We start from the raw sequence: 19,253 nt of genomic DNA on the forward strand, positions 1-19,253 counted from the left end.
CGTTCACGCCGAATGGATTTCCGCCGCGCTCCCCTCACCCCGCGGCATGAACGCGGCCGCCGCGATCATGACCGCCGCCATCAGGGCCACGCCGACGAAGACCAGATGCACCGCGGGCGCGAGATCGGCCGCGGCCGGATGATCGGCGTTCCCCAGGCGCGCGTTGACCACCGCGCCGAACACGGCCACCCCGACCGCGCTGCCCAGCGAGCGGGCGAACATATTGGTGGCGGTCACCACGCCGCGCTCGGACCATTCGCTCTGCGACTGCGCCGCGATCAGGGTCGGGGTGGCGACCAGGCCCATGCCCATCCCGACGATGAAGCAGCCGATCGCCACCTGGGCCAGGCTCGAGCCTGTGCCCACCAGCAGCAGTGACGCCGCGCCCACGGTGGCGAGGACGGTGCCGATCATGGCGGTCGATCGGAATCCTATGCGCAGGTAGACCTTCCCGGCCTGGGACGCCGCCAGCGGCCAGCCGAGCGTGAGCGCGCCCACGGTGAGTCCGGCGATCATCGCGCCACTTCCCAGCACGCCCTGCGCGAAGGTCGGCACATACGAGGTGAGCCCCAGCAGGATCGCGCCGACCAGCAGCGAGACCAGGCTGCTGGCCACCACCACGCGGCGGGTGAAAATCCACAGCGGCAGAATCGGATTCGCGGCCCGCCGCTCCACCAGCGCGAACGCCACCAGCGTCACCGCGCCGCCGCCGAACAGCGCCAGGCTGGCGGCCGAATCCCAGGCCCAGGCCTGCCCGCCCTCGAGCAGCGCCAGAATCAGCGCGCCCGCACCGACGGTCAGCAGCCCCGCTCCCAGGTAGTCGATCCGATGGCTCTGCCGCGGAGCGCTTTCGGTGAACTTGCGCTGGATCATCCAGCCGGCCAGCGCGGCCAGCGGCAGGTTGACGAGGAAGATCCACCGCCAGCTGACGTATTCGGAGAACACCCCGCCCAGCAGCGGACCCACCACCGAGGAGGTCGCCCACACGCTGGCCAGGTACGCCTGCACCTTGGCGCGTTCCTGCACGGTGTAGACGTCACCGGCGATGGTCATCGCGATCGGGCTGACCGCGCCCGCCCCGATGCCCTGCACCGCACGGAAGACAATGAGCCCGAGCATGCTGGTGGCGAGCCCGCACAGCAGCGACCCGAGCGCGAACACCCCGATTCCGAACAGCATCACCGGTTTCCGCCCCACCATGTCGGCGAGCTTGCCGTAGATCGGCACGGTCACCGCCTGCGCCAGCAGATAGATGCTGAACAGCCAAGGGAACTGCGCGAATCCGCCGAGCTGGTCGGTGATGGTGAGCACCGCGGTCGCGATCACCGTGGAGTCCAGCGCCACCAGCGACGTCGACAACATCAACGCGGCCAGGATCGGCCCCCGCTCCGACCGCAATCCGATCGACGACTTCACATCCGTAGCCGTCACCGGCAACCCCTTCTCCACGACCCGACTCACCAACGAGTCGAACGCAGCGCCCGGGCCGCTATTCCCGCGGGGTCAGAACAGTCTGGCGCTGCCCCACGACCATCCAGCGCTGCCCGAGGTGAGCTGACCTGCCAGTCCGCACGGGGATGTCGCGGGCGGCGTGGCCGGGGTGCTGCCCGCGGGTGCGGATTGGACGTCGACAGCGACCGTCATCTTCTGCCCGGCGTACTCGACGGACAGGACGTGATGTCCGGCCGTCGCCGGGACCCACGTGATGCTGGCCCATGGCCGCATCTCGCTGTCGCCGACGTGCGCCGATTCCGTGCCCGTAACGCACCGGCCGTTGTCGTAGAAGCTCACCCATTTGTCCGCGTCGCTGTAGTTCAGGCTTGCGGTGACGGTGTACGCGGTTCCGGTGTAATAGTTTTCGGCGCTGATGATGCGAAACGCCAGGATCTCGGCCGATGCGGTGGGCGCACCCGCCGTGATCATGGCCATCGCGGCGGTGAATCCCGCCGTACCCCAGCCGATTCGGCGGCCTCGGTGCGCACTGGGAGAACCCACAGTGGGAACCCTTTCTCTTCGACGACGCTCCGTTCCCACCGCGAATCCTGATCTGACGTACAGGTCTTTACACGCCCCAGTTTCTGGGGTCTCCAGCCGGTCACCCGGCTCGGCTAGAGCTCGGCCGCCAGATCTCGCAGGACCGGCAGGCTGACAGAGCCCGCGCCGAGGACCTTGTCGTGGAAGGCCTTGATGTCGAAGGCGGTTCCCAGGCGCTCGGCGACCTGCGCGCGCTGGCGGCGGATCTCGAGCTGACCGACCTTGTAGGCGACCGCCTGGCCGGGCATGGCGATGTAGCGGTCGATCTCGACGCGGATCTCCTCGACGCCGACGGGGGCGTTGGCGACCATGAAGTCGATGGCCTGCTGGCGGGTCCAGCCCTTGGCGTGCAGGCCGGTGTCCACCACCAGGCGGCAGGAGCGCCAGGAGTCGGCGGCCAGCATGCCGATGCGGGCGAGATCGTCGGGGTAGAGGCCCATTTCGTCGGCGAGGCGTTCGGTGTAGAGCGCCCAGCCTTCGACGAAGGCGGTGTTGGAGAACGACATTCGCTGGAAAGCCGGGAGGTGGTCGAGCTCGTTGGCGATGGTGAGCTGGAGGTGGTGGCCCGGAATGGCCTCGTGGTAGGCGACGGCCGCGGTCTCGTAGCGATTGCGGGTGCCGGGCTCGCGCAGGTTGACGTAGTACGCGCCGGGGCGGGAGCCGTCGGCGGCCGGGGGGAAGTAGTAGGCCGCGGGCGCGTCGGCGGCGAGGAAGTCGGGAACGGGCAGGATGTCGCAGGATTGGCGCGGCAGGCGGCCGAACCAGCGGGGCATCTCGGCCTCGGCGGCGGCCAGGCAGGCGCGGGCGTCGGACATGATGTCCGCGGCGTCGGTGTAGCGCAACGCCGTGTCCTCGCGCAGGCGGGCGAAGATGGCGGTCTGGTCGGTGAGACCGAGTTCGCGCCCGCCGATCTCCTCGTATTCGGCCCGCAGCCCGGCCAATTCGTCCAGGCCCAGCTGGTGGATCTCGTCCGCACCGAGGTCGGGCAGCGTGGTGTGCCGTTGCAGCAGGCGGCGGTAGATGTCCGCGCCGTCGTCGCCGAGCCAGCACAGGCCGGGCCGCTCGTCGGGGCGGGCGACCGGCCGAAGTTCGGTGTCGAGCGCCTCCCGGTAGGCGGCGAACGCGGGACGGATGACATCGCGCGCGACCTCGGTCAGCTCGGCGCGCCAAGCACTTTCACCATCCCAGTCCGCCGGACCCGCGAGGGTGACGAACGGATCATCGGCCAGATCGGCGGACAGGTACCCGTCGAGCTGATTGATCGAACGCTCGATGGTGATCTGCGCGGGCGTCCGCCCCGCGGCGAGCCCGGCCCGGAACCGCTCCACGGCCTGCCCCATCAGCGTGCCGAACTGCCGATACCGCAACACCAGATTGCGCGCGTTCTCCGGCGCGGGCGCGTTCACCTGCGGCGCCATGGTCAACAGGGCCGAGTGCACCCCGGTCATCTGATCCGAGGCCATCTCCACCGGCCGCCACTCCAGATACGAGACCGCCGACGCCAATTCGGTCCGCAGCAGACTCCGCGTGGTGTGGTCCTCCGCACTCATCCCCGCCGCGTCCAACGCGTCCACCTCGGCCAGCAGCCCCCGCCAGGTGCCGAGCAACCGCTCCTCCGCCCCTGTCGACAGATCCTCGATCCGATCATCGAATCGCCTGTCCCCCAACAGGGTCGCCTCACTGGGCGCGGACTCCAGCATGGCGTCCCAGTACCGGTCGGCGAGTGCGATGAGCTCCTTGTGCGCGTCCATGCCGACCATCATGCCCGCGCCCGCCCCCGCGGCGGGGGCGCCGCGAAACTTCGCACCCTCAGCGGCGGGGCGGCACCGGGATGCGCATGAGGTCCTCGGCCACCACGATCTCGCCGTCGAAATGGGCTCGGGCGTCGGCGAGATGCTGGTCGAGGGTGCGGTAGCGCTGGGAGTAGTGGGTGAGGACGAGGGTGCGGACGCCGGCACGGGCCGCGACCCGGGCGGCTTGGCCCGCGGTGAGGTGGCCGTATTCGACGGCGAGCTTCTCGTCGGCGTCGATGAAGGTGGCCTCGATGACGAGCATGTCGACGCCCTGGGCCAGGTCGTGCACGCCGTCGCAGAGGCGGGTGTCCATGATGAAGGCGAAGCTCTGGCCCGGGCGGGCCTCGCTCACCTCGTCGAGAGTGACGGTGCGGCCGCCGATCTCGACCGCACCGCGCCGCTGTAGTTCGCCGACCACCGGACCTGACAGGCCTAGTTCGCGCAGTCGTTCGGGGATGAAGCGGAGGCTGTCGGGCTCGTCGAGGCGGTAGCCGAACGCCTCCACCGGGTGCGAGAGCCGGGCGGCTCGCAGGGTGAAATCGGCTCCCGGTGGGGGGAGTGCGCCGTTGTCGGCGATCGGGTGCGGATGCAGTTCGACCTGGCGGTTGTGGGCGGAGGAGTCGACGAGCCGCTCGTAGAAGACCTCGCCCGAGGCGGGGAAGTAAACGTCCACCGGGTGCAGCGCCCCGTCGAGGCTGATGCGGCCGAGTACGCCGGGTAGACCGAAGCAGTGGTCGCCGTGGAAGTGGGTGACGCAGATGCGGGTGATGCCGCTGGCGGCCACGCCCGCGAAGCTCATCTGCCGCTGGGTGCCCTCCCCCGGGTCGAACAGCAGCCCCTCGCGGTCCCAGCGCAGCAGGTAGCCGTTGTGGTTGCGCTGTTTGGTCGGTACTTGGCTGGCCGTTCCGAGAATGACCAGTTCGCGCTGTGACACGGCCGCCAGGCTACCGGCCGGCCCGCCGATCCTCGCGGCGGCGAGACCGGCGCGTCCCGGCGGAGATACCGCGAGGGGGTATGACCCGCGTGCGTAGAATGTCCGGGTGGTCGCGCAACGGTCCCCCGGCACCCGGTTCATCCGGGCCGTCGGGCTGCTCGCACTGCTGGCCGGATTGGTGGCCATGCACGCCCTCGTGTTCGGCATGAGCCACGACGGCATGCGCCACGACTCCGATCCCGCCATGAGCGCACCGGCAGCGATGGCCGATTCGCACGACCAGCCGATTTCCCTGCCCGACGCGCTGCTGGAAGCCGCACCGATCGCCGTGCCGGCGGCCATGGATCAGTCCATGTCCGCACCGGGCTGCGGCGGCGACTGCGGTGATGGTCACGCCGGTATGCACGGCTGCCTGTTCGTCCTGACGGCCTTGCTGCTCGGCCTGGGGCTGGCACTGCTGGCCTGGGCCGGTCCCGGCCGCCGCGACACGCTCGTCTCGACCCCGCGCCACCCGCGCGGATTCCCCGCCCGTCCACCTCCGTGGACGGTTCTCTCCCTGGCCGACCTGGCGATTCTGCGGATCTGATGGGCCCGCCGCGCCGCGTTACCTCGCGCGGACGCGGACTTCGGCATGCCCGGATCCGGATCATTCACCAAACCCCAAGGAGTTCAACCATGTTCAGCACCCGTATCAAGTTCGTCCTGATCGCCGCCACCGCCGCCACCGCGCTCGTCGCGGCGGGCTGCGGCAGCAATGACAGCGACGGCTCGAAGGCCACCACCACGACCGCGGCCATGGATCACGGGACCATGCCCGGCATGGATCACGGCCAGACCAGCACCTCGGCGCAGGCGGCGACCCGCAGTGACTTCAACGACGCCGATGTGACCTTCCTGCAGATGATGTACCCGCATCACGCGCAGGCCGTGGAGATGGCGAAGCTGGTGCCGACCCGCTCGCAGAACCAGGAGCTACTGACCCTGGCCAAGGCGGTGGAGGCGGCGCAGACCCCGGAGATGCAGCAGATCACCACGCTGCTGCGGAGTTTCGGCAAGCCCGCCCCGTCCGCCGATATGGGCGGCCACGCGGGCATGGACGGCATGATGACGAAGGATCAGATGGCGAAGCTGGAGAGCCTGTCCGGCCCCGAGTTCGACAAGCTGTGGATGCAGATGATGATCGAGCACCACAAGGGCGCGATCACCATGGCGAACACCGAACTGGCGCAGGGCTCCAACGCGGACTCCAAGGCCATGGCGCAGGCGATCGTCTCCGCCCAGCAGCAGGAGATCGATCAGATGAACAAGATGCTGGCGCAGGGCTAGTTCTCGAAACACGAACGGGTGCGCCGGGTTTCCGGCGCACCCGTTCGGTGGTTTTTCCGTCAGCTGCCGATCACGGCGTTCATGATCGTGCCGGCACTGGTGGCGGTCGCGCCGCCGATCATGGCCCCGGCCACCATCTTCGGTGACTCGAGCCCACCGCCGCTCCACTTCTCCCAGGCGAACCGGCCGCCGCCGTAGGTGATGGCGGTGACGCCGGACAGCATGGTGAACCAGGTGAAGTAGCGGACCAGCTTCATCAGCTTGTCCGCCACCGGCGGCGTCTCCGGGGTGGGGTTGCCGATCTGCGCGACAACCGAGATGTAAGCGTCATGCACGGCGAGGAGCATGCTCACGATCGGTTCCTCTCGGGATGCTGAAGCGGTGCTGATGGGCGGAACTTGTGGCACAACTCTCACTATTCGAGAGCAATTGAACCGCATTCCGGGAGGTGAATCCGGGACGACACACCACCAGCACCGAACCTGAGCGCCCGATCAGCTACCGGTTTTGGCTTCCCGGCCGTTCAGCAGCGAGTGCCGGCGCCCGTAGGCGAAGTACACGACCATGCCGATCGCCATCCAGATGACGAACCGCAGCCAGGTCTCCACCGACAGGTTGAACATCAGCCACGCACAGGCCAGCACCGACAGGATCGGGATGAGCGGCACCAGCGGCACCCGGAACCCGCGCGGCAGGTCGGGGCGGGAACGGCGCAGCACGACCACGCCGACCGACACCAGCACGAACGCGAACAGTGTGCCGATATTGACCATTTCCTCGAGCGTGCCGAAGTCGACGAAACCGGCCAGCACGGCGCAGACGACGCCGACGATGGCGGTGATCCGGACCGGGGTGCCCTTGGAGCCGGTGTGGGCGAGCTTGCGCGGCATCAGGCCGTCGCGGGCCATGGCGAACAGCACGCGGGTCTGGCCCAGGAACAGCACCATGACGACGGTGGTCAGACCGGCCAGCGCGCCGATGGAGATGAGGTTCTTGGCCCAGGTGACGCCGTGGATGGCGAAAGCCGTTGCGAGCGTGGCGTCGTTGCCCTGCAGGTCCTTGTAGGACACCATGCCGGTGAGCACCAGCGACACGGCCACGTACAACACGGTCACGATGGCCAGCGAGCCCAGGATGCCGCGCGGCACATTGCGGGCGGGATCCTTGGTCTCCTCGGCCGCGGTGGCGACCACGTCGAAGCCGATGAAGGCGAAGAACACGATGGAGGCCGCGGCGAGCAGGCCGTACCAGCCGAAGTGGCTGTTGCCGCCGCCGGTGACCAGCTGGAACAGGGTCTGGTGCACCGCGCTCGCGCCGCTGTCGGCATTGGGGACCGATTCGGGGATGAACGGCTTCAGGTTGGAGGCCTTGAAGTAGGTCGCGCCGACCACGACCACCAGGGCGATGACGGCCAGCTTGATGGCGACCGCGACCGCGGACACGCGCGAGGACAGCTTGGTGCCCATGGCCAGCAGCACGCCGAGGATGGCGATGAGCAGCACCGCGCCCCAGTCGAACTTGACCGATCCGATGTGCCAGATGGGCTGGGTGTTCGGGACCGTGCCGAGGTACTGCGACCAGCCCTTGGCCACGACCGAGGTGCCGAGCGCGAATTCCAGGATCAGGTCCCAGCCGATGATCCAGGCGATGAGCTCACCGAAGGTGGCGTAGGAGAAGGTGTACGCGCTGCCCGCGACCGGCACGGTCGAGGCGAATTCCGCGTAGCAGAGGGCGGCCAGGCCACAGGCCACGGCGGCGAACACGAAGGCCAGCGAGACGGCGGGCCCGGCCATGTTGCCCGCGGTACGCGCGGTCAGGGTGAAGATGCCCGCGCCGACCACGACCGCGACGCCGAAGACCGTGAGGTCCCACGAGGTCAGATCCTTGCGGAGCTTGGCGTCCGGATCGTCGGTGTCGCGGATCGACTGCTCGACCGACTTGGTCCGGAACAATCCGCTTCCGCGCGGGGCAGCGGGACCTGCAGTGTCTCGCGGGGAGTCCGATAGCGCCACTATCTCTCCTAAATCTGGCTTCTCGGCAACAAAGTAGTTCTCACCGATCGGTCACCGGCAGGCTCCCGGCCGGTGTGCCGTCGCTGGTGGCCGGAGTTATCGGCATCACACGAAACCGTAGCATCGGCTGGTACGTACCAGTTCAGCAACTGGCTGGACAACGATAAGGTCCCTGCGTGCCGTCACCGCGCCACGCCGAGGACCGTCGGGCCGGATTACTGTTTCGGTATGGGTGACGGGGGCCAGGCCACGGGTGGTGATCCCGAAGCGCTGGACCGGGTGCTGGCCGGCGCCCGGGGAGTCCGGGTCCGCGAGATGCCGGGCGACGCGCCGACCCTGATCGAGGAGCGCGACCCGGTTGCGGTGCGAGCGCTGCGGGAGGCGTTGCGGGTCGCCGACCTGCCCGGCTTCGTGTGCATGTGCTGGGGCGATGTGGTGCTCGACTTCTTCGACGCCGACGAACGCCCCCTCACCTCCGTGACCCTGCATCACGGCTACTCGGTCCGCTGGCCCGGCTGGCCGCAGGACGCGCGGCTCGCGGACGGGATGCGCTCACTCGAATGGCTGGCGGTGCGCGGCGTCCCGGTGCCGCTGCAGGAGTTCCGCGCGGCCGAGCAGCGCCAGGCCGAGAGCGACCGCATCGCATACGGCTGGGTGGCCGAGATTCCCGAACCGCTCCTACCCTTCGCCGGACTCTTCCTGGATACGTCCACCACCGGCGGCGGTCTGACCGGACCCCAGGTGGAGGAGACCCGCGCCCTGCTCCTCATGGCATACCCGGATCCCGTCGATCGAATCCTGCGACTGTGCGCCTGGTTCGCCGGAGGCACCGGGAGGTACTCGGGATACCCTGCGCACGAACGCATTCCGGCGCGGTTCCTCCTCCTGGAGGACCAGGCCGATTTCGCGCGAGCGGTGGAGCTGGCCGACGACCGCGCCACCGCGGGCGCGGTCCGCTACCTGCTCAGCTGGGATACCCGGAAGCGCTTGGCCCACCTGCTGTCCGCGCTCTCCCCGGGCGCCCGCCGCAAAATTCTGGCGCACGCCCGGGACGCGGAAGCCCGCCGCTGGCTACACCGCCGCATCGCGGGATTGCAGTAGATCAGCCGACCGGGGCCGGGCGCAGCAGCTGCTCACCGCAGAAGCGGCGGACCACTTCCTCATCGCTGAATTCGGACTCGGGAACGCCCTTTTCGTCGTCGACGCGGCAGGTGCTGTGACCTTCCTTGTCGTAGGTCCGGATGATCTCCGCGACGAACACCAGCTTCGATCCGACGAACTTCTGGAATTCGATGTACTTGTCCGCGGGACCGTTCTTGGCCATGCCCGCGATGTAGCCGCTCGCCGTGCGATCGACTCCGATGCCGAAAACGCGTCCGGCCTCGACGAATTCGGACTTGCCGGCCTTGGGCCGGAAGACGACGTAGTTCGAGTTCCCCACGATCGCGGTGGAGATGGGCACGATCAGCTCGTCGCGACCGTCGACGTCCAGGTCGGCCAGGTAGGGCTCGGCGGGCACCTCGGTGTCCCGGACGTACAGATTCTGCAGGGATTTTCCGTCGCTCCCCAGGACATCGACGTTCGTCCGGTCGTAGCCTTCGGCACTCGCCTTGTGCCGCACGATGAACGAGAGCCCCGCGCTGTCGCGAGAGGTCAATCGACAATCCGGCAGCACATCGTGTGCGCCCGCACCCGCGCCGGGGATGTCACCGCACATCGGCAGGGCCGCGGCATCCACCGTCGTCGCCGGAGGCGTTTTGGCCGGAGCCTGCGGATCCGCGATGGTGTCGCCGGACCCGCAGGCGGTGAGCAGCGTGCATGTCGTGATGGCCAGCATCGGCCAGAGCCTCCCCATACTGTGGAGATTAACCTGGATTCCATGGTCGAGTTTCCCGAGAGCAACGTGGGTCCGAAGTTCAAGGGCAAGCGGGTCGGGTACTTCCGCGAGACGGCGGGGTATCGGCGGTACGCGCAGGCGTACCAGGACGGGTTCGAGCAGTTGCCGCCGGTGCGCGAGACGATCGACGTGCCGACGAGTTTCGGCGTCGTGCGGGCCTATCGTTTCGGCGACGGGGACACGACGCCACTGGTGTTGTTGCCGGGCCGCCAGGCCTCGACTCCCCTGTGGGCCGCGAATCTGCCCGGATTGATGGCGGTGCGGCCGGTGATCACGCTGGACCTGCTGGGTGAGCCGGGTCTGAGCGTGCAGTCCAAGCGGTTGACCGATGACGCGGATCAGGCGACCTGGCTCTCGGAAGCGCTGGCCGAGCTGGAGTCTCGGCCCGTGCACGTGCTGGGGGTGTCGATCGGCGGGTGGTCGGCGGTGAATCTGGCGGTGCGCCACCCGGAGCGGGTCGCGTCGCTGATCACCTTGGACGCGCCGTTCGTTTTCGGCGCGATGACCTGGAAGATGATCGTCATCTCGTTGGGCTCGGTGCTGCCCGGCATGCCGGAGAAGTGGCGCAATTCGTTGCTGAGCTGGATCTCCGGTGGCGTGTCCGCGCCGCAGGACATGCCGGAGGGGCGGTTGATCGCGTCGGGCATGAAGGACTTCGCCGCGTACCTGCCGATGACGAATCGGATTTCCCGGGAACAGCTTTCGGCACTCGCCCAGCCGTATCTGGGCATCTTCGCCGGCCGCAGCATCGTGCACAATTCCCGCAAGCTGGCGGACCGGGCGCGAAAGCTGGTGCCCGGCGGCCAGTTCGAGGTGTGGCCGGACGCGTCGCACGCCATCAACGGCGAGTATCCCGACGAGATCGCGGCGCGGGTCGCGAAGTTCCTCGGCGAGATCGGGCCCGCCGAGGATTGATGTCGTCGTCTACGGCACCAGGACGGCGCGTCCCCGGATGTGCCCGGCGTCCAGGCGGCGCAGGGCTTCCGGGCCGTCGTTGAGGTCGAAGCGCTCGACCTCCATGTGGATCTTGCCCGCCTGCGCGAGCGCCACGCAGGCGTGCAGGTCGCCGCGGGTACCGCCGAGCGACTTGCGCACGGTGGCGCCCCAGGGCCAGCCCGGGCCGCCGGCGGGTCCGGCGGTGATCTCCGGTGCGCCGCCGCCGATTCCGACCATGCGGTAGGCGCCGTTGGGGGCAACGGTCTCGCAGGCCAGTTTGGCGGTGGCGTCGACGCCGACGAAGTCGAACACGGCGTCCGCGCCGCGCCCGTCGGTGAGGTCGAGGATCTGCTTGGCGGTGTCTGCGCCGGAGAGGAAGCCGATGTCGGCGCCGCAGTCGCGGGCCAGGTCCAGCTTCTCCTGGGCCTGGTCGACCGCGATCACCCGGACGCCCGAGATGGCCTGCAGGATCTGCACACCCACGTGGCCGAGCCCTCCGATGCCGATGGCGACGACGGTGCCGCCGGGCCGCAGGGCTTCCCGGGCGCCGCGAATCGCGTGGTACGCGGTGAGGGCGGCGTCGGCGACGGGAGCGGCCTGCACGAAATCGAGGTCGCCGATGGGCACGAAGGCGCTGGCCGGGATCCGCATGTATTCGGCCATGCCGCCGTCGAGGACCAGGCCCGGGGTGGGCGGCATGGCGACGCGGCCGGCGGCGAGGCAGACGTTCTCGTTGCCGCTCACGCATTCCCGGCAGACGCCGCAGGTCCAGAACAGGTAGACCAGGCCGCGTTCGCCGATCTCGCGGCCGTTCACGTCGGAGCCGATGGCCTCGATGGTGCCCGCGACCTCGTGGCCGAGGGTGAGCGGGTCCTCGCGCAACTGGATGGGGAAGTTGACCAGCGTCAGGTCCGAATGGCACACGCCCGCGGCACCGACCTTGATCAGCAGGTCGGTGGGTCCGATGTCCGGTACCGGGATGTCGTTGATCTGCACCTTTTCCGGGCCGGTCCACTGGAGTGCGCGCATCGTGCTTCCTTGCCTAGATGTTGTGACCTGGCGCACACGGTAGCAGTCGCTTTACACAGTGTCTAGCGAATGACGGAATGTCTACCGATATCCGTCAAACCCATCCCGGCCCGAAAGACACATGTCTAGGCTCCCGTCCCATGAACTCACCGCGGATCGCCATCGTGGGTGCCGGAATCTCCGGCATCTGCATGGCCGTGGCCCTGCAGCGCGCCGGATTCCCCGAATTCACCATCTTCGAGAAGGCCCACGACTACGGCGGGACCTGGCGCGACAACAGCTATCCGGGCCTGGTGTGCGATGTGCCGTCGCGGTACTACCAGTTCCGGTTCGCTATGAATCCCGAATGGACGCAGCTGTATTCGGCCGGACCGGAGATCAAGGACTACTTGGTCGGGGTGGCGCGCGAGCACGGTCTGGACCGCAATACCCGCTTCGGCGCGGAGGTGACCGGCGCGGTGTTCGACGACGACGGCTGGCAGGTCACCACGTCCGAGGGCACGACGGAACGCTTCGACTTCGTGCTGTGCGCAACGGGTTTCCTGCACCACCCGACCCGGCCCGACATCCCCGGGCTGAACGAGTTCGACGGCCCGGTCATGCATTCGTCGCGCTGGCGGCACGAGGTCGAGCCGCGCGGGAAACGGGTGGGCGTCATCGGCACCGGGTCCACCGGCACCCAGCTGGTGGGCGCGCTCGCGGGTGTGGCCTCGGAGGTCCTGCTCTTCCAGCGCACTCCGCAGTGGATCCTGCCGACCGTGAACCGTCCGTACACGAAGGCGGCCAAGCGGCTGTACCAGCTGGCGCCCGCCCTGGGCGTGGTCCCCTACTGGTTCAATCGCGGGGCGTTCGCGGTGTTCTCGCAGGGCCTGGTGCATCCCGGGTGGGTGCGCAAGCTGATCCAGTGGGTGGTGGAACGCCATCTGCGCTCGGTCGAGGATCCCGAACTGCGCCGCAAGCTGACGCCCGACTACCAGGCCATGTGCAAGCGGCTGGTGGTCTCCGACCGCTTCTACGAAGCAGTGCAGCGTCCCGATGTCACGCTGGTGACGGAGCACATCGACAGCGTCGAAGGGCGTGGTGTGGTCACCGCGGACGGACGCCTGCACGAGCTCGACATCCTGGTATTGGCAACGGGATTCGACTCGCACGCGTTCATGCGCCCGATGGCGATCACGGGCGCCCACGGTCGCACCCTGGACCAGGCGTGGGCAGACGGGCCGCGCGCCTTCGAGGGCGTCATGATGCCGGACTTCCCCAACCTGTTCATGCTGGTGGGCCCGCACAGCCCCTTCGCCAACCACCCGCTGACCGCGGTCGCCGAGGCGCAGTCCGCGCGCATCGTGAGCTGGCTGCGACGCTGGCGCGCAGGCGAATTCACAACGATCGAGCCGACCCACGCCGCCACCGACCGCTACAACGCGCGCATGCGCGCCGCCGCGCCGAGCACGGTGTGGACCACCGGCTGCACCAGCTGGTACCTGGGCAAGGACGGGCTGCCGGAGCTGTGGCCGTGGACGCCGGGCCGTTACGAGAAGCTGATCCGCGGCACGCCCGATCCGGTGGACTACCATCTGAAGCACAGTATTCCGAGCGGGAAGTGATGATCGTGCAGAAAGCAGTGTGGCGCTTCGTTTCCCGCCTGATCGGCCACTGGATGTTCGGCCCGGCCCCGGATTGGAACCGGGTACGCGCACGGGTCGGTGCGAGCACCACCTTCGCCCGCGCGCCGCGCGGTGTCGCCGTCACGGCCGGTCGACTCGGCGGCGTACCGGTCGAAACCCTCACCCCGCGTGCGGCTCCCGCCGACGCGGCGGTGCTGTATCTGCACGGCAGCGGCTATGTGATCGGCAACTCGAGCATGGTCCGACCCCTGACCGGCGCGCTGGCGGCGGCCATGGGCACGATGGTCCACTCCCTCGACTACCGCTTGGCTCCCGAGCACCCGTACCCCGCACCCATCGAGGACACGGTGGCGGCCTATCGAGCGCTGCTGGCGCAGGGCATTCCGGCTGAACGCATTGCCGTGGTGGGCGATTCGGCCGGTGGCGGGCTGGCGCTGGATCTGGCGATTCGGTTGCGCGACGAGGATCAGCCGCAGCCCGCGATCCTGGGACTGATCTGCCCGGTGCTGGATCTGTCCGCGAGTTCTTCGGCGTTCCACTGTGATCCGAGCCGGGAGCCGCTGCTGAATCCGCCGCTGATGGCGCAGTTCATGGACGCGTACCTGCCCGGTGTTCCGGAGCAGGAGCGGCACGCTCGTTCCCCGCTGTATCGGGACATCACCGGTCTCGCGCCGATCGTGATGCACTCGGCGGGTGACGATCTGCTCGCCGGAGACGCGCGGGAGTTCGCCGCGCTCGCCGCGAAAGTCGCCGCGCCCCTACGGCATCGCGAGTTTCCGCATCTCTGGCACGTCTTCCATGTGCTGCCGATGCGGGTAGCGCGCGAGGCGGTGGACGATCTCGCGACCATGCTGTCGGACCGTCTCTTCGGTCATCACCTCGGCCACCGCACCGGCCGCTGACCAGAGCCGAACGCGGGCTCAGACGAAAGCGCGGCTGACCACCGGCGCCACGAATTCCTCGAGCATGGCGCGTTCCTCGGCGTCGTCGCGGCCGGGTGCGGCGAGGAAGGACACGATGATCCGGGTCAGCCAGCGAGCCAGGCGGCTGCGTTCCGGATCGGTGAGCGGGGTGGGCGCGAACAGGCCCGCGGCGATGGATTCGATGACGTCGGAGTCCTGGCTGATCCGCCCGGCCGCGCCGGATTCGCCAGGCCGGAACCAGGCGATGAGCATGGGGTCGGCGCGGACCGCGCGAATCGAGCCGAGCATGGCGGCCACCACCCGTTCGCCCGGATCCTCGACGGCGGCGACCTGCTCGAACACCCCCGCGGCGATGCGGCGGGTGGCGCGGTGCACGAAGGCCAGGCGCACGGCCTGGCGGTTCTCGAAGTAGCGGTAGAGGGTCGCGCGGGAGCATCCGGCCGCCTTGGCGATATCGCCCATGCCGACCGCGGCGACGCCCCGCTCGGCGAACAGGCGCGCGGCCGCGTCGAGAATGCGTTCGGCGGCCAGGTCGGCCCGTCCGTCGGCCAGCCAGTCTCGGCTCATGCGGTGTCCCTTCCCATCCGATCCGGACCCGTTCGCGCGTCCCGTGTTCCGGTCACGGGTCCGGTGGCGACATTGACGCCGGACCCGTTCCCTCACACTCTGCCCGCGCGATACGCGGGCGGTGCAACCGGGCCGTCCGAGGCTGCGGACGGCCCGGAGTCTCAGGCCTGTGCGCGGAACGGCACCGAGATCGGCCAGCGCACGTAGTTGCCGTGCGCCCACTGCACCGCGTCGAGGTCGACGGTGAAGTCGGGGCAGCGCGACAGCAGTTCCTCCAGTGCCACCCGGGCGACCATGCGCGCGGCGGCCGCGCCCAGGCAGTGGTGGTGGCCGTGACTGAAGGTCATGATCCGCTTGGGGTTGCGGCGCACGTCGAGTTCGGCCGCGGTGGGGCCGAATTCGCGTTCGTCGCGGTTGGCCGACCCGTAGCACAGCAGCACCCGCCGGCCCTCGGGGATGGTGACGCCGTGCAGTTCGATGTCGTGGGTGGCGGTGCGGGCCAGGCCCTGCACCGGTGAGGTCATGCGCAGGAATTCCTCGACCGCGTCGGTGATCAGCGCCGGGTTCTCGACCAGTAGGCGACGCTGGTCGGGGAAGGCGGTGAGCAGTTGCACCGCGCCGCCGAGGTTTCCGGTGGTGGTGTCGTTGCCGCCGGTGATCATCGTGAAGGCGAAACCGAGCATGGCCAGCAGGCCCTCGTTGTCGCCGTCCTCACCCAGCCCGGAGGCCAGCAGGTGCGAGATGGTGTCGTCGCCGGGTTCCTTGCGGCGGCGGTCGATGAGCTCGCTGAAATAGCCGACCATCTCCCCGACCGCGGTGAAGGCGTTCTGGTCACCCGCGGCCAGTCCGGCCCCGGCGACCGCGCCGCCGACGATATTCTCGGTCCAGTCGTCGAAGCGGCCCCGATCCTGTTCCGGCACACCGAGGTAGTGCGCCACCACCATGGTGGGCAGCGGCTTGAACAGTTCCTTGACGATGTCGCCGCCACCGGCCGCGCGCAGCCGTTCGATGCGTTCGACGACGAAGGCGCGCACCGCGGGCTCCACCGAATTCACCTGGCGGGGAGTGAATCCCGGTGAGACGCGGCGGCGGAAGTCGGTGTGGTCGGGCGGGTCCATGAACACGAACGGCTTGGCGGCACCGAAGCCGGCGGCCACCAGGTCCACGTAGTCGACGGTCAGTCCGGAGGCCGAGGAGTAGTTCTCGGGTTCGCGGGCGGCCGCGTACACGTCCGCGTGCCGGGTCAGGACGTAGAAGTCGTCGGATTCGCGACCTTCGGGGACGACCCGGTGGACCGGATCATGGTCGCGCAGTTGGGAATACATGGGATACGGATCGCGCCAGGTCTCCCCGGACCGCAATTCGAATCGCACCGCATGAGACGCCGTTGAACTCATGAACCGACGGTAAGACAAAACACACAAGATGTCTAGAACCTGTTGCAAAGTTATCCCGATGTACCAGGTGGTCGGGTCGGTACTAGAGCACCCGGAAACGCACCGGATGCGCGAGCGGACGACTCGCCTCATCGAGGTGATGCAGCAGGTAGGAGCCAGTGGGCAGCGGTCCCAGCCGCGGGCCGGGGTCGATCACGGCCACCTGCCGCACGCCCGCCACGGGGGTGCTCGCGGCATCCGGGGACGCCTGCTCGGTGACGCCGAGGACCACCTGGTCCCGGGTCACCCCGTTCCCCAGGGCGAGGCCGCGAAGCACCGGCGTCGCGGGGACGGCGGTGGTGAATCCGCCGGGATCGGCGTAGACGGCGAGCCGGTGCCCGGCCACCGCCTCGGCGAGGCCGTAACTCACGACGAGATCTCGGCCGGGCTCGTACAGGGACCGGTCCAGCAGCAGCCGGGTGAAGGGCGCGGCGTCGTCGGCGGTCTTCCCCACAGCGCCGGTCTCCACGAATCCGCGTACGCGGCACAGGAATCCGGCGTCGGCAGCGGCGGACACCGATAGGTCGTACCAGCCCGCGCCTTCGGCCTCGCTCTCGCAGAGCATGTCCCGGCGCTCCGTCGCCCCGGCGGCGATGTCGATGGTCCAGGGCCCGTCACCGCGGTAGGCGTTCGAGACCACCCGCACCGAAACAGGCTTCTCACCAGGGTTTTCGAATGTCCACGCCAGTTTGCGCCGACCGGAGCCCGCGGCGGTGGCGGTGACCCGCAGCCCGCCGCACGGTCCGCCGAGATCTCCGGCGAATCGGCGCTGGAACCCGTCCGGGCCGTAGAGGGTGTAGTCGTAGTGGCCGTTCACCGCCGGTAGGTCGTGGGTGACCGAGCCGCCGCCGGTGAGGTCGAAGCGGGTCGGCGTGAAATCCGTGGCGAAAGCGTTCGGGTACACCAGGCAGTGCGCCGCCGCGGTCCCGCCATTGTCGATGGTCAGCGTGATCCCGCCGTCGGCCCCGGGAGCACAGCGCACCTGCAACCGATACGGCAGCGGCACCCGCGGCCGGCTGCCGCTCTGTTGCTTGGGCATCCGCTGTACGAATGGAAGCGGTTGCGCTGCACCGGACATCGACTGCTCGGTGCGGGGTGAGGCGTTCGGCAGGATGAGGGTGCGCCGGGAGCCGAAGTCGAACAGTGCGGACAGGTCGCCACACATCTGCCGCCGCCATGGGCTGATATTCGGCTCGGCCACGCCGGTGACGCGTTCCAGGAACTTCAGAACCGAGGTGTGGTCGAACAATTCGGAGGAGACCGCCTGCTTGCTCCACGGCGACACGACGATCGCGGGGGTCCGCGCGCCGAGGCCGACAGGGTGGCTGCCGAAATACTCCCCCGGGGAGCCCGGCGGCGGGGTCGGGGCCGGGATGTGGTCGAAGTACCCGTCGTTCTCGTCGTAGTTGAGGATGAAGACGGTCTTGTTCCACACGTCCGGGTGTTCGGCGAGCGCCTCCAGCACCCCGCGAACCAGGGCCTGGCCATTGCGCGGGCCCATCACCGGATGTTCGCAGTCGACGTAGGGGGCGACGATCCAGGACACCGTGGGCAGTCGCCCGGTGGCCACGTCGGTGCGGAACGATTCCACCAGAGTTCCTGTGCGCGAACGCAACAGCCCGCGCTCCACCAGCGCTCGCTGCCCGGCCGACAGTTCGTCCATGCCCCGTTTCAGGGCGGCGGCGTAGGCGGGTTCCAGGCTCGGATCCCGTTCCAGGTCCGAGTAGTAGCGGAAGAAGTTCTCGAAGGCGACGCCGCGGCCGCCGTTGGTGTACTTCAGCGCGGTGCGCGCGGCCTCGCGGAACGGCAGGAAGAAGTCGAGCGCGTTGTCGGTGTAGTTGTCCCACTCCTGATAGACGCGCCAGCCGATGCCGCGGTCCTGGAGTCGTTCGGCGTAGGTGGTCCAGGGCAGGCCGAAGATGATGTCGTTGACGTAGCGCCCGGCGTCGGGGCTGAGCAGGGCGTCGTAGAGGAACAGGTTGCCGGTGCGCGGCCCGACCAGTCCGGCCAGCGCGGCGGCCACCGGCGGCGGGAGCGCGCCGGTCAGGCCGTGCACCAGGCCCAGGACCGCGTCCACGATGCCGGTGACCGGCAGGCTGCGCATCCAGCGCAGTTTCAGGTCGTCGGAGAACAGCGAGACCTGCAGGTTCTCCGCGTAATTGTCCAGGGCGAGCGGGTTTTCCACGGTGCCGGTGAACAGGTACATGCGGTTGGGGTCGGTGGGCCCGTTCACCGAGCAGTGGTAGCCGTCGCAGAGGGTGAACGCCTCGGCGAGCTGGTAGTAGAAGCCCAGGCTGTCGCGGTCGTAGCCGACCATGCTGCCCTCGCCCTTGGCCCTGATCCAGCCGTCGTTGCGGCCGGCGGCGAAAGCGTCGTGGCCGGTGCGGGTTCCGTGGTCGGTGCCGTCGATGTTCTGCAGCGTGGTGGTGTACGGCAGGACGACGCGGCCGCCGTCGGGCTGGTGGAAGACCGAGCGGCCGGTAGACAGTTGCAGCGCGTTCAGGTCGGCGTACCCGCGGACGCCGGGCATGGACCCGAAGTAGTGGTCGAAGGAGCGGTTCTCCTGCATCAGGATCACCACGTGCTCGATGCGGTCCCAGCCGCCGGGCGGGGCGGGTTCGGCCCAGGCCTGGGCCAGGCTCGGCGGGAGCATCGACATGGCTCCGGCCGCGCCACCGGCGTGCGCGGCGTGCTTCAGAAAACGCCTCCGATCCATGGCATCCCCTAATGAGCATCGGAAC

The 19,253-nt window shown here is 68.9% G+C and carries 17 protein-coding genes; 6 read left to right on the plus strand and 11 right to left on the minus strand.

Annotation, left to right across the window (positions count from 1 at the left end; genetic code table 11):
- Window positions 1-3 precede the first annotated feature (3 nt).
- The 4 genes from ABZ412_RS13560 to ABZ412_RS13575 form a co-directional block, all read right to left on the minus strand.
- The gene (locus ABZ412_RS13560) at window positions 4-1,431 is read right to left on the minus strand and encodes an MDR family MFS transporter (RefSeq protein WP_357280199.1); all 1,428 of its coding nucleotides are present in this window, start codon (window positions 1,429-1,431) and stop codon (window positions 4-6) included.
- 72 nt (window positions 1,432-1,503) lie between these two features.
- Window positions 1,504-1,995 carry a hypothetical protein gene (locus ABZ412_RS13565; protein ID WP_357280201.1) on the minus strand — a complete coding sequence of 164 codons (492 nt, stop codon included), beginning with the start codon at window positions 1,993-1,995 and terminating at the stop codon, window positions 1,504-1,506.
- A gap of 113 nt (window positions 1,996-2,108) precedes the next feature.
- Entirely contained in the window at window positions 2,109-3,785 is a 1,677-nt protein-coding gene (locus tag ABZ412_RS13570) for a DUF885 domain-containing protein (protein WP_357280203.1), read from the minus strand.
- Between the two features lie 58 nt (window positions 3,786-3,843).
- Window positions 3,844-4,761 carry a ribonuclease Z gene (locus tag ABZ412_RS13575; RefSeq protein ID WP_357280205.1) on the minus strand — a complete coding sequence of 306 codons (918 nt, stop codon included), beginning with the start codon at window positions 4,759-4,761 and terminating at the stop codon, window positions 3,844-3,846.
- Window positions 4,762-4,867: 106 nt separating this feature from the next.
- Between ABZ412_RS13575 and ABZ412_RS13580 the strand changes: the two genes are divergently transcribed.
- Window positions 4,868-5,347 (plus strand): DUF6153 family protein, encoded by a 480-nt coding sequence (locus ABZ412_RS13580; protein WP_357280207.1) that lies wholly within the window; start codon window positions 4,868-4,870, stop codon window positions 5,345-5,347.
- An 89-nt stretch (window positions 5,348-5,436) separates the two neighbouring features.
- Window positions 5,437-6,087 (plus strand): DUF305 domain-containing protein, encoded by a 651-nt coding sequence (locus ABZ412_RS13585; RefSeq protein ID WP_357280209.1) that lies wholly within the window; start codon window positions 5,437-5,439, stop codon window positions 6,085-6,087.
- Between the two features lie 59 nt (window positions 6,088-6,146).
- Here the strand turns inward: ABZ412_RS13585 and ABZ412_RS13590 are convergent, their stop codons facing one another.
- On the minus strand, window positions 6,147-6,434 hold the full coding sequence (locus tag ABZ412_RS13590) for a hypothetical protein (protein WP_357280838.1): 288 nt from the start codon (window positions 6,432-6,434) through the stop codon (window positions 6,147-6,149).
- Between the two features lie 147 nt (window positions 6,435-6,581).
- On the minus strand, window positions 6,582-8,039 hold the full coding sequence (locus tag ABZ412_RS13595) for an amino acid permease (RefSeq protein ID WP_357280211.1): 1,458 nt from the start codon (window positions 8,037-8,039) through the stop codon (window positions 6,582-6,584).
- Window positions 8,040-8,327: 288 nt separating this feature from the next.
- Between ABZ412_RS13595 and ABZ412_RS13600 the strand changes: the two genes are divergently transcribed.
- Window positions 8,328-9,200 (plus strand): hypothetical protein, encoded by an 873-nt coding sequence (locus ABZ412_RS13600; protein ID WP_357280213.1) that lies wholly within the window; start codon window positions 8,328-8,330, stop codon window positions 9,198-9,200.
- A gap of 1 nt (window position 9,201) precedes the next feature.
- Here ABZ412_RS13600 and ABZ412_RS13605 read toward each other — a convergent pair whose 3' ends face one another.
- Window positions 9,202-9,954 carry a hypothetical protein gene (locus ABZ412_RS13605; protein ID WP_357280215.1) on the minus strand — a complete coding sequence of 251 codons (753 nt, stop codon included), beginning with the start codon at window positions 9,952-9,954 and terminating at the stop codon, window positions 9,202-9,204.
- 24 nt (window positions 9,955-9,978) lie between these two features.
- On the opposite strand from ABZ412_RS13605, the gene ABZ412_RS13610 reads away from it, so the two are divergent.
- Window positions 9,979-10,911, plus strand: a complete 933-nt coding sequence (locus tag ABZ412_RS13610; RefSeq protein WP_357280217.1) for an alpha/beta hydrolase — start codon at window positions 9,979-9,981, stop codon at window positions 10,909-10,911.
- A 9-nt stretch (window positions 10,912-10,920) separates the two neighbouring features.
- Here the strand turns inward: ABZ412_RS13610 and ABZ412_RS13615 are convergent, their stop codons facing one another.
- Window positions 10,921-11,961, minus strand: a complete 1,041-nt coding sequence (locus ABZ412_RS13615; protein WP_357280219.1) for an NAD(P)-dependent alcohol dehydrogenase — start codon at window positions 11,959-11,961, stop codon at window positions 10,921-10,923.
- Window positions 11,962-12,101: 140 nt separating this feature from the next.
- Between ABZ412_RS13615 and ABZ412_RS13620 the strand changes: the two genes are divergently transcribed.
- Both ABZ412_RS13620 and ABZ412_RS13625 read left to right on the plus strand, forming a co-directional pair.
- Complete coding sequence (locus ABZ412_RS13620) at window positions 12,102-13,565, plus strand: NAD(P)/FAD-dependent oxidoreductase (RefSeq protein ID WP_357280221.1); 1,464 nt, start codon at window positions 12,102-12,104, stop codon at window positions 13,563-13,565.
- A 5-nt stretch (window positions 13,566-13,570) separates the two neighbouring features.
- Window positions 13,571-14,488, plus strand: a complete 918-nt coding sequence (locus tag ABZ412_RS13625; protein WP_357280223.1) for an alpha/beta hydrolase — start codon at window positions 13,571-13,573, stop codon at window positions 14,486-14,488.
- An 18-nt stretch (window positions 14,489-14,506) separates the two neighbouring features.
- On the opposite strand, the gene ABZ412_RS13630 is transcribed toward ABZ412_RS13625, so the two are convergent.
- The 3 genes from ABZ412_RS13630 to ABZ412_RS13640 form a co-directional block, all read right to left on the minus strand.
- Window positions 14,507-15,076, minus strand: coding sequence for a helix-turn-helix domain-containing protein (locus ABZ412_RS13630; protein ID WP_357280225.1), 570 nt, complete (start codon window positions 15,074-15,076; stop codon window positions 14,507-14,509).
- A 161-nt stretch (window positions 15,077-15,237) separates the two neighbouring features.
- Window positions 15,238-16,473 carry a cytochrome P450 gene (locus ABZ412_RS13635; protein ID WP_357280227.1) on the minus strand — a complete coding sequence of 412 codons (1,236 nt, stop codon included), beginning with the start codon at window positions 16,471-16,473 and terminating at the stop codon, window positions 15,238-15,240.
- An 82-nt stretch (window positions 16,474-16,555) separates the two neighbouring features.
- Complete coding sequence (locus tag ABZ412_RS13640; RefSeq protein ID WP_357280229.1) at window positions 16,556-19,228, minus strand: alkaline phosphatase family protein; 2,673 nt, start codon at window positions 19,226-19,228, stop codon at window positions 16,556-16,558.
- Between the last annotated feature and the right edge of the window lie 25 nt (window positions 19,229-19,253).

It is taken from the genome of Nocardia sp. NPDC005746, assembly GCF_040630785.1.
Taxonomy (GTDB): domain Bacteria; phylum Actinomycetota; class Actinomycetes; order Mycobacteriales; family Mycobacteriaceae; genus Nocardia.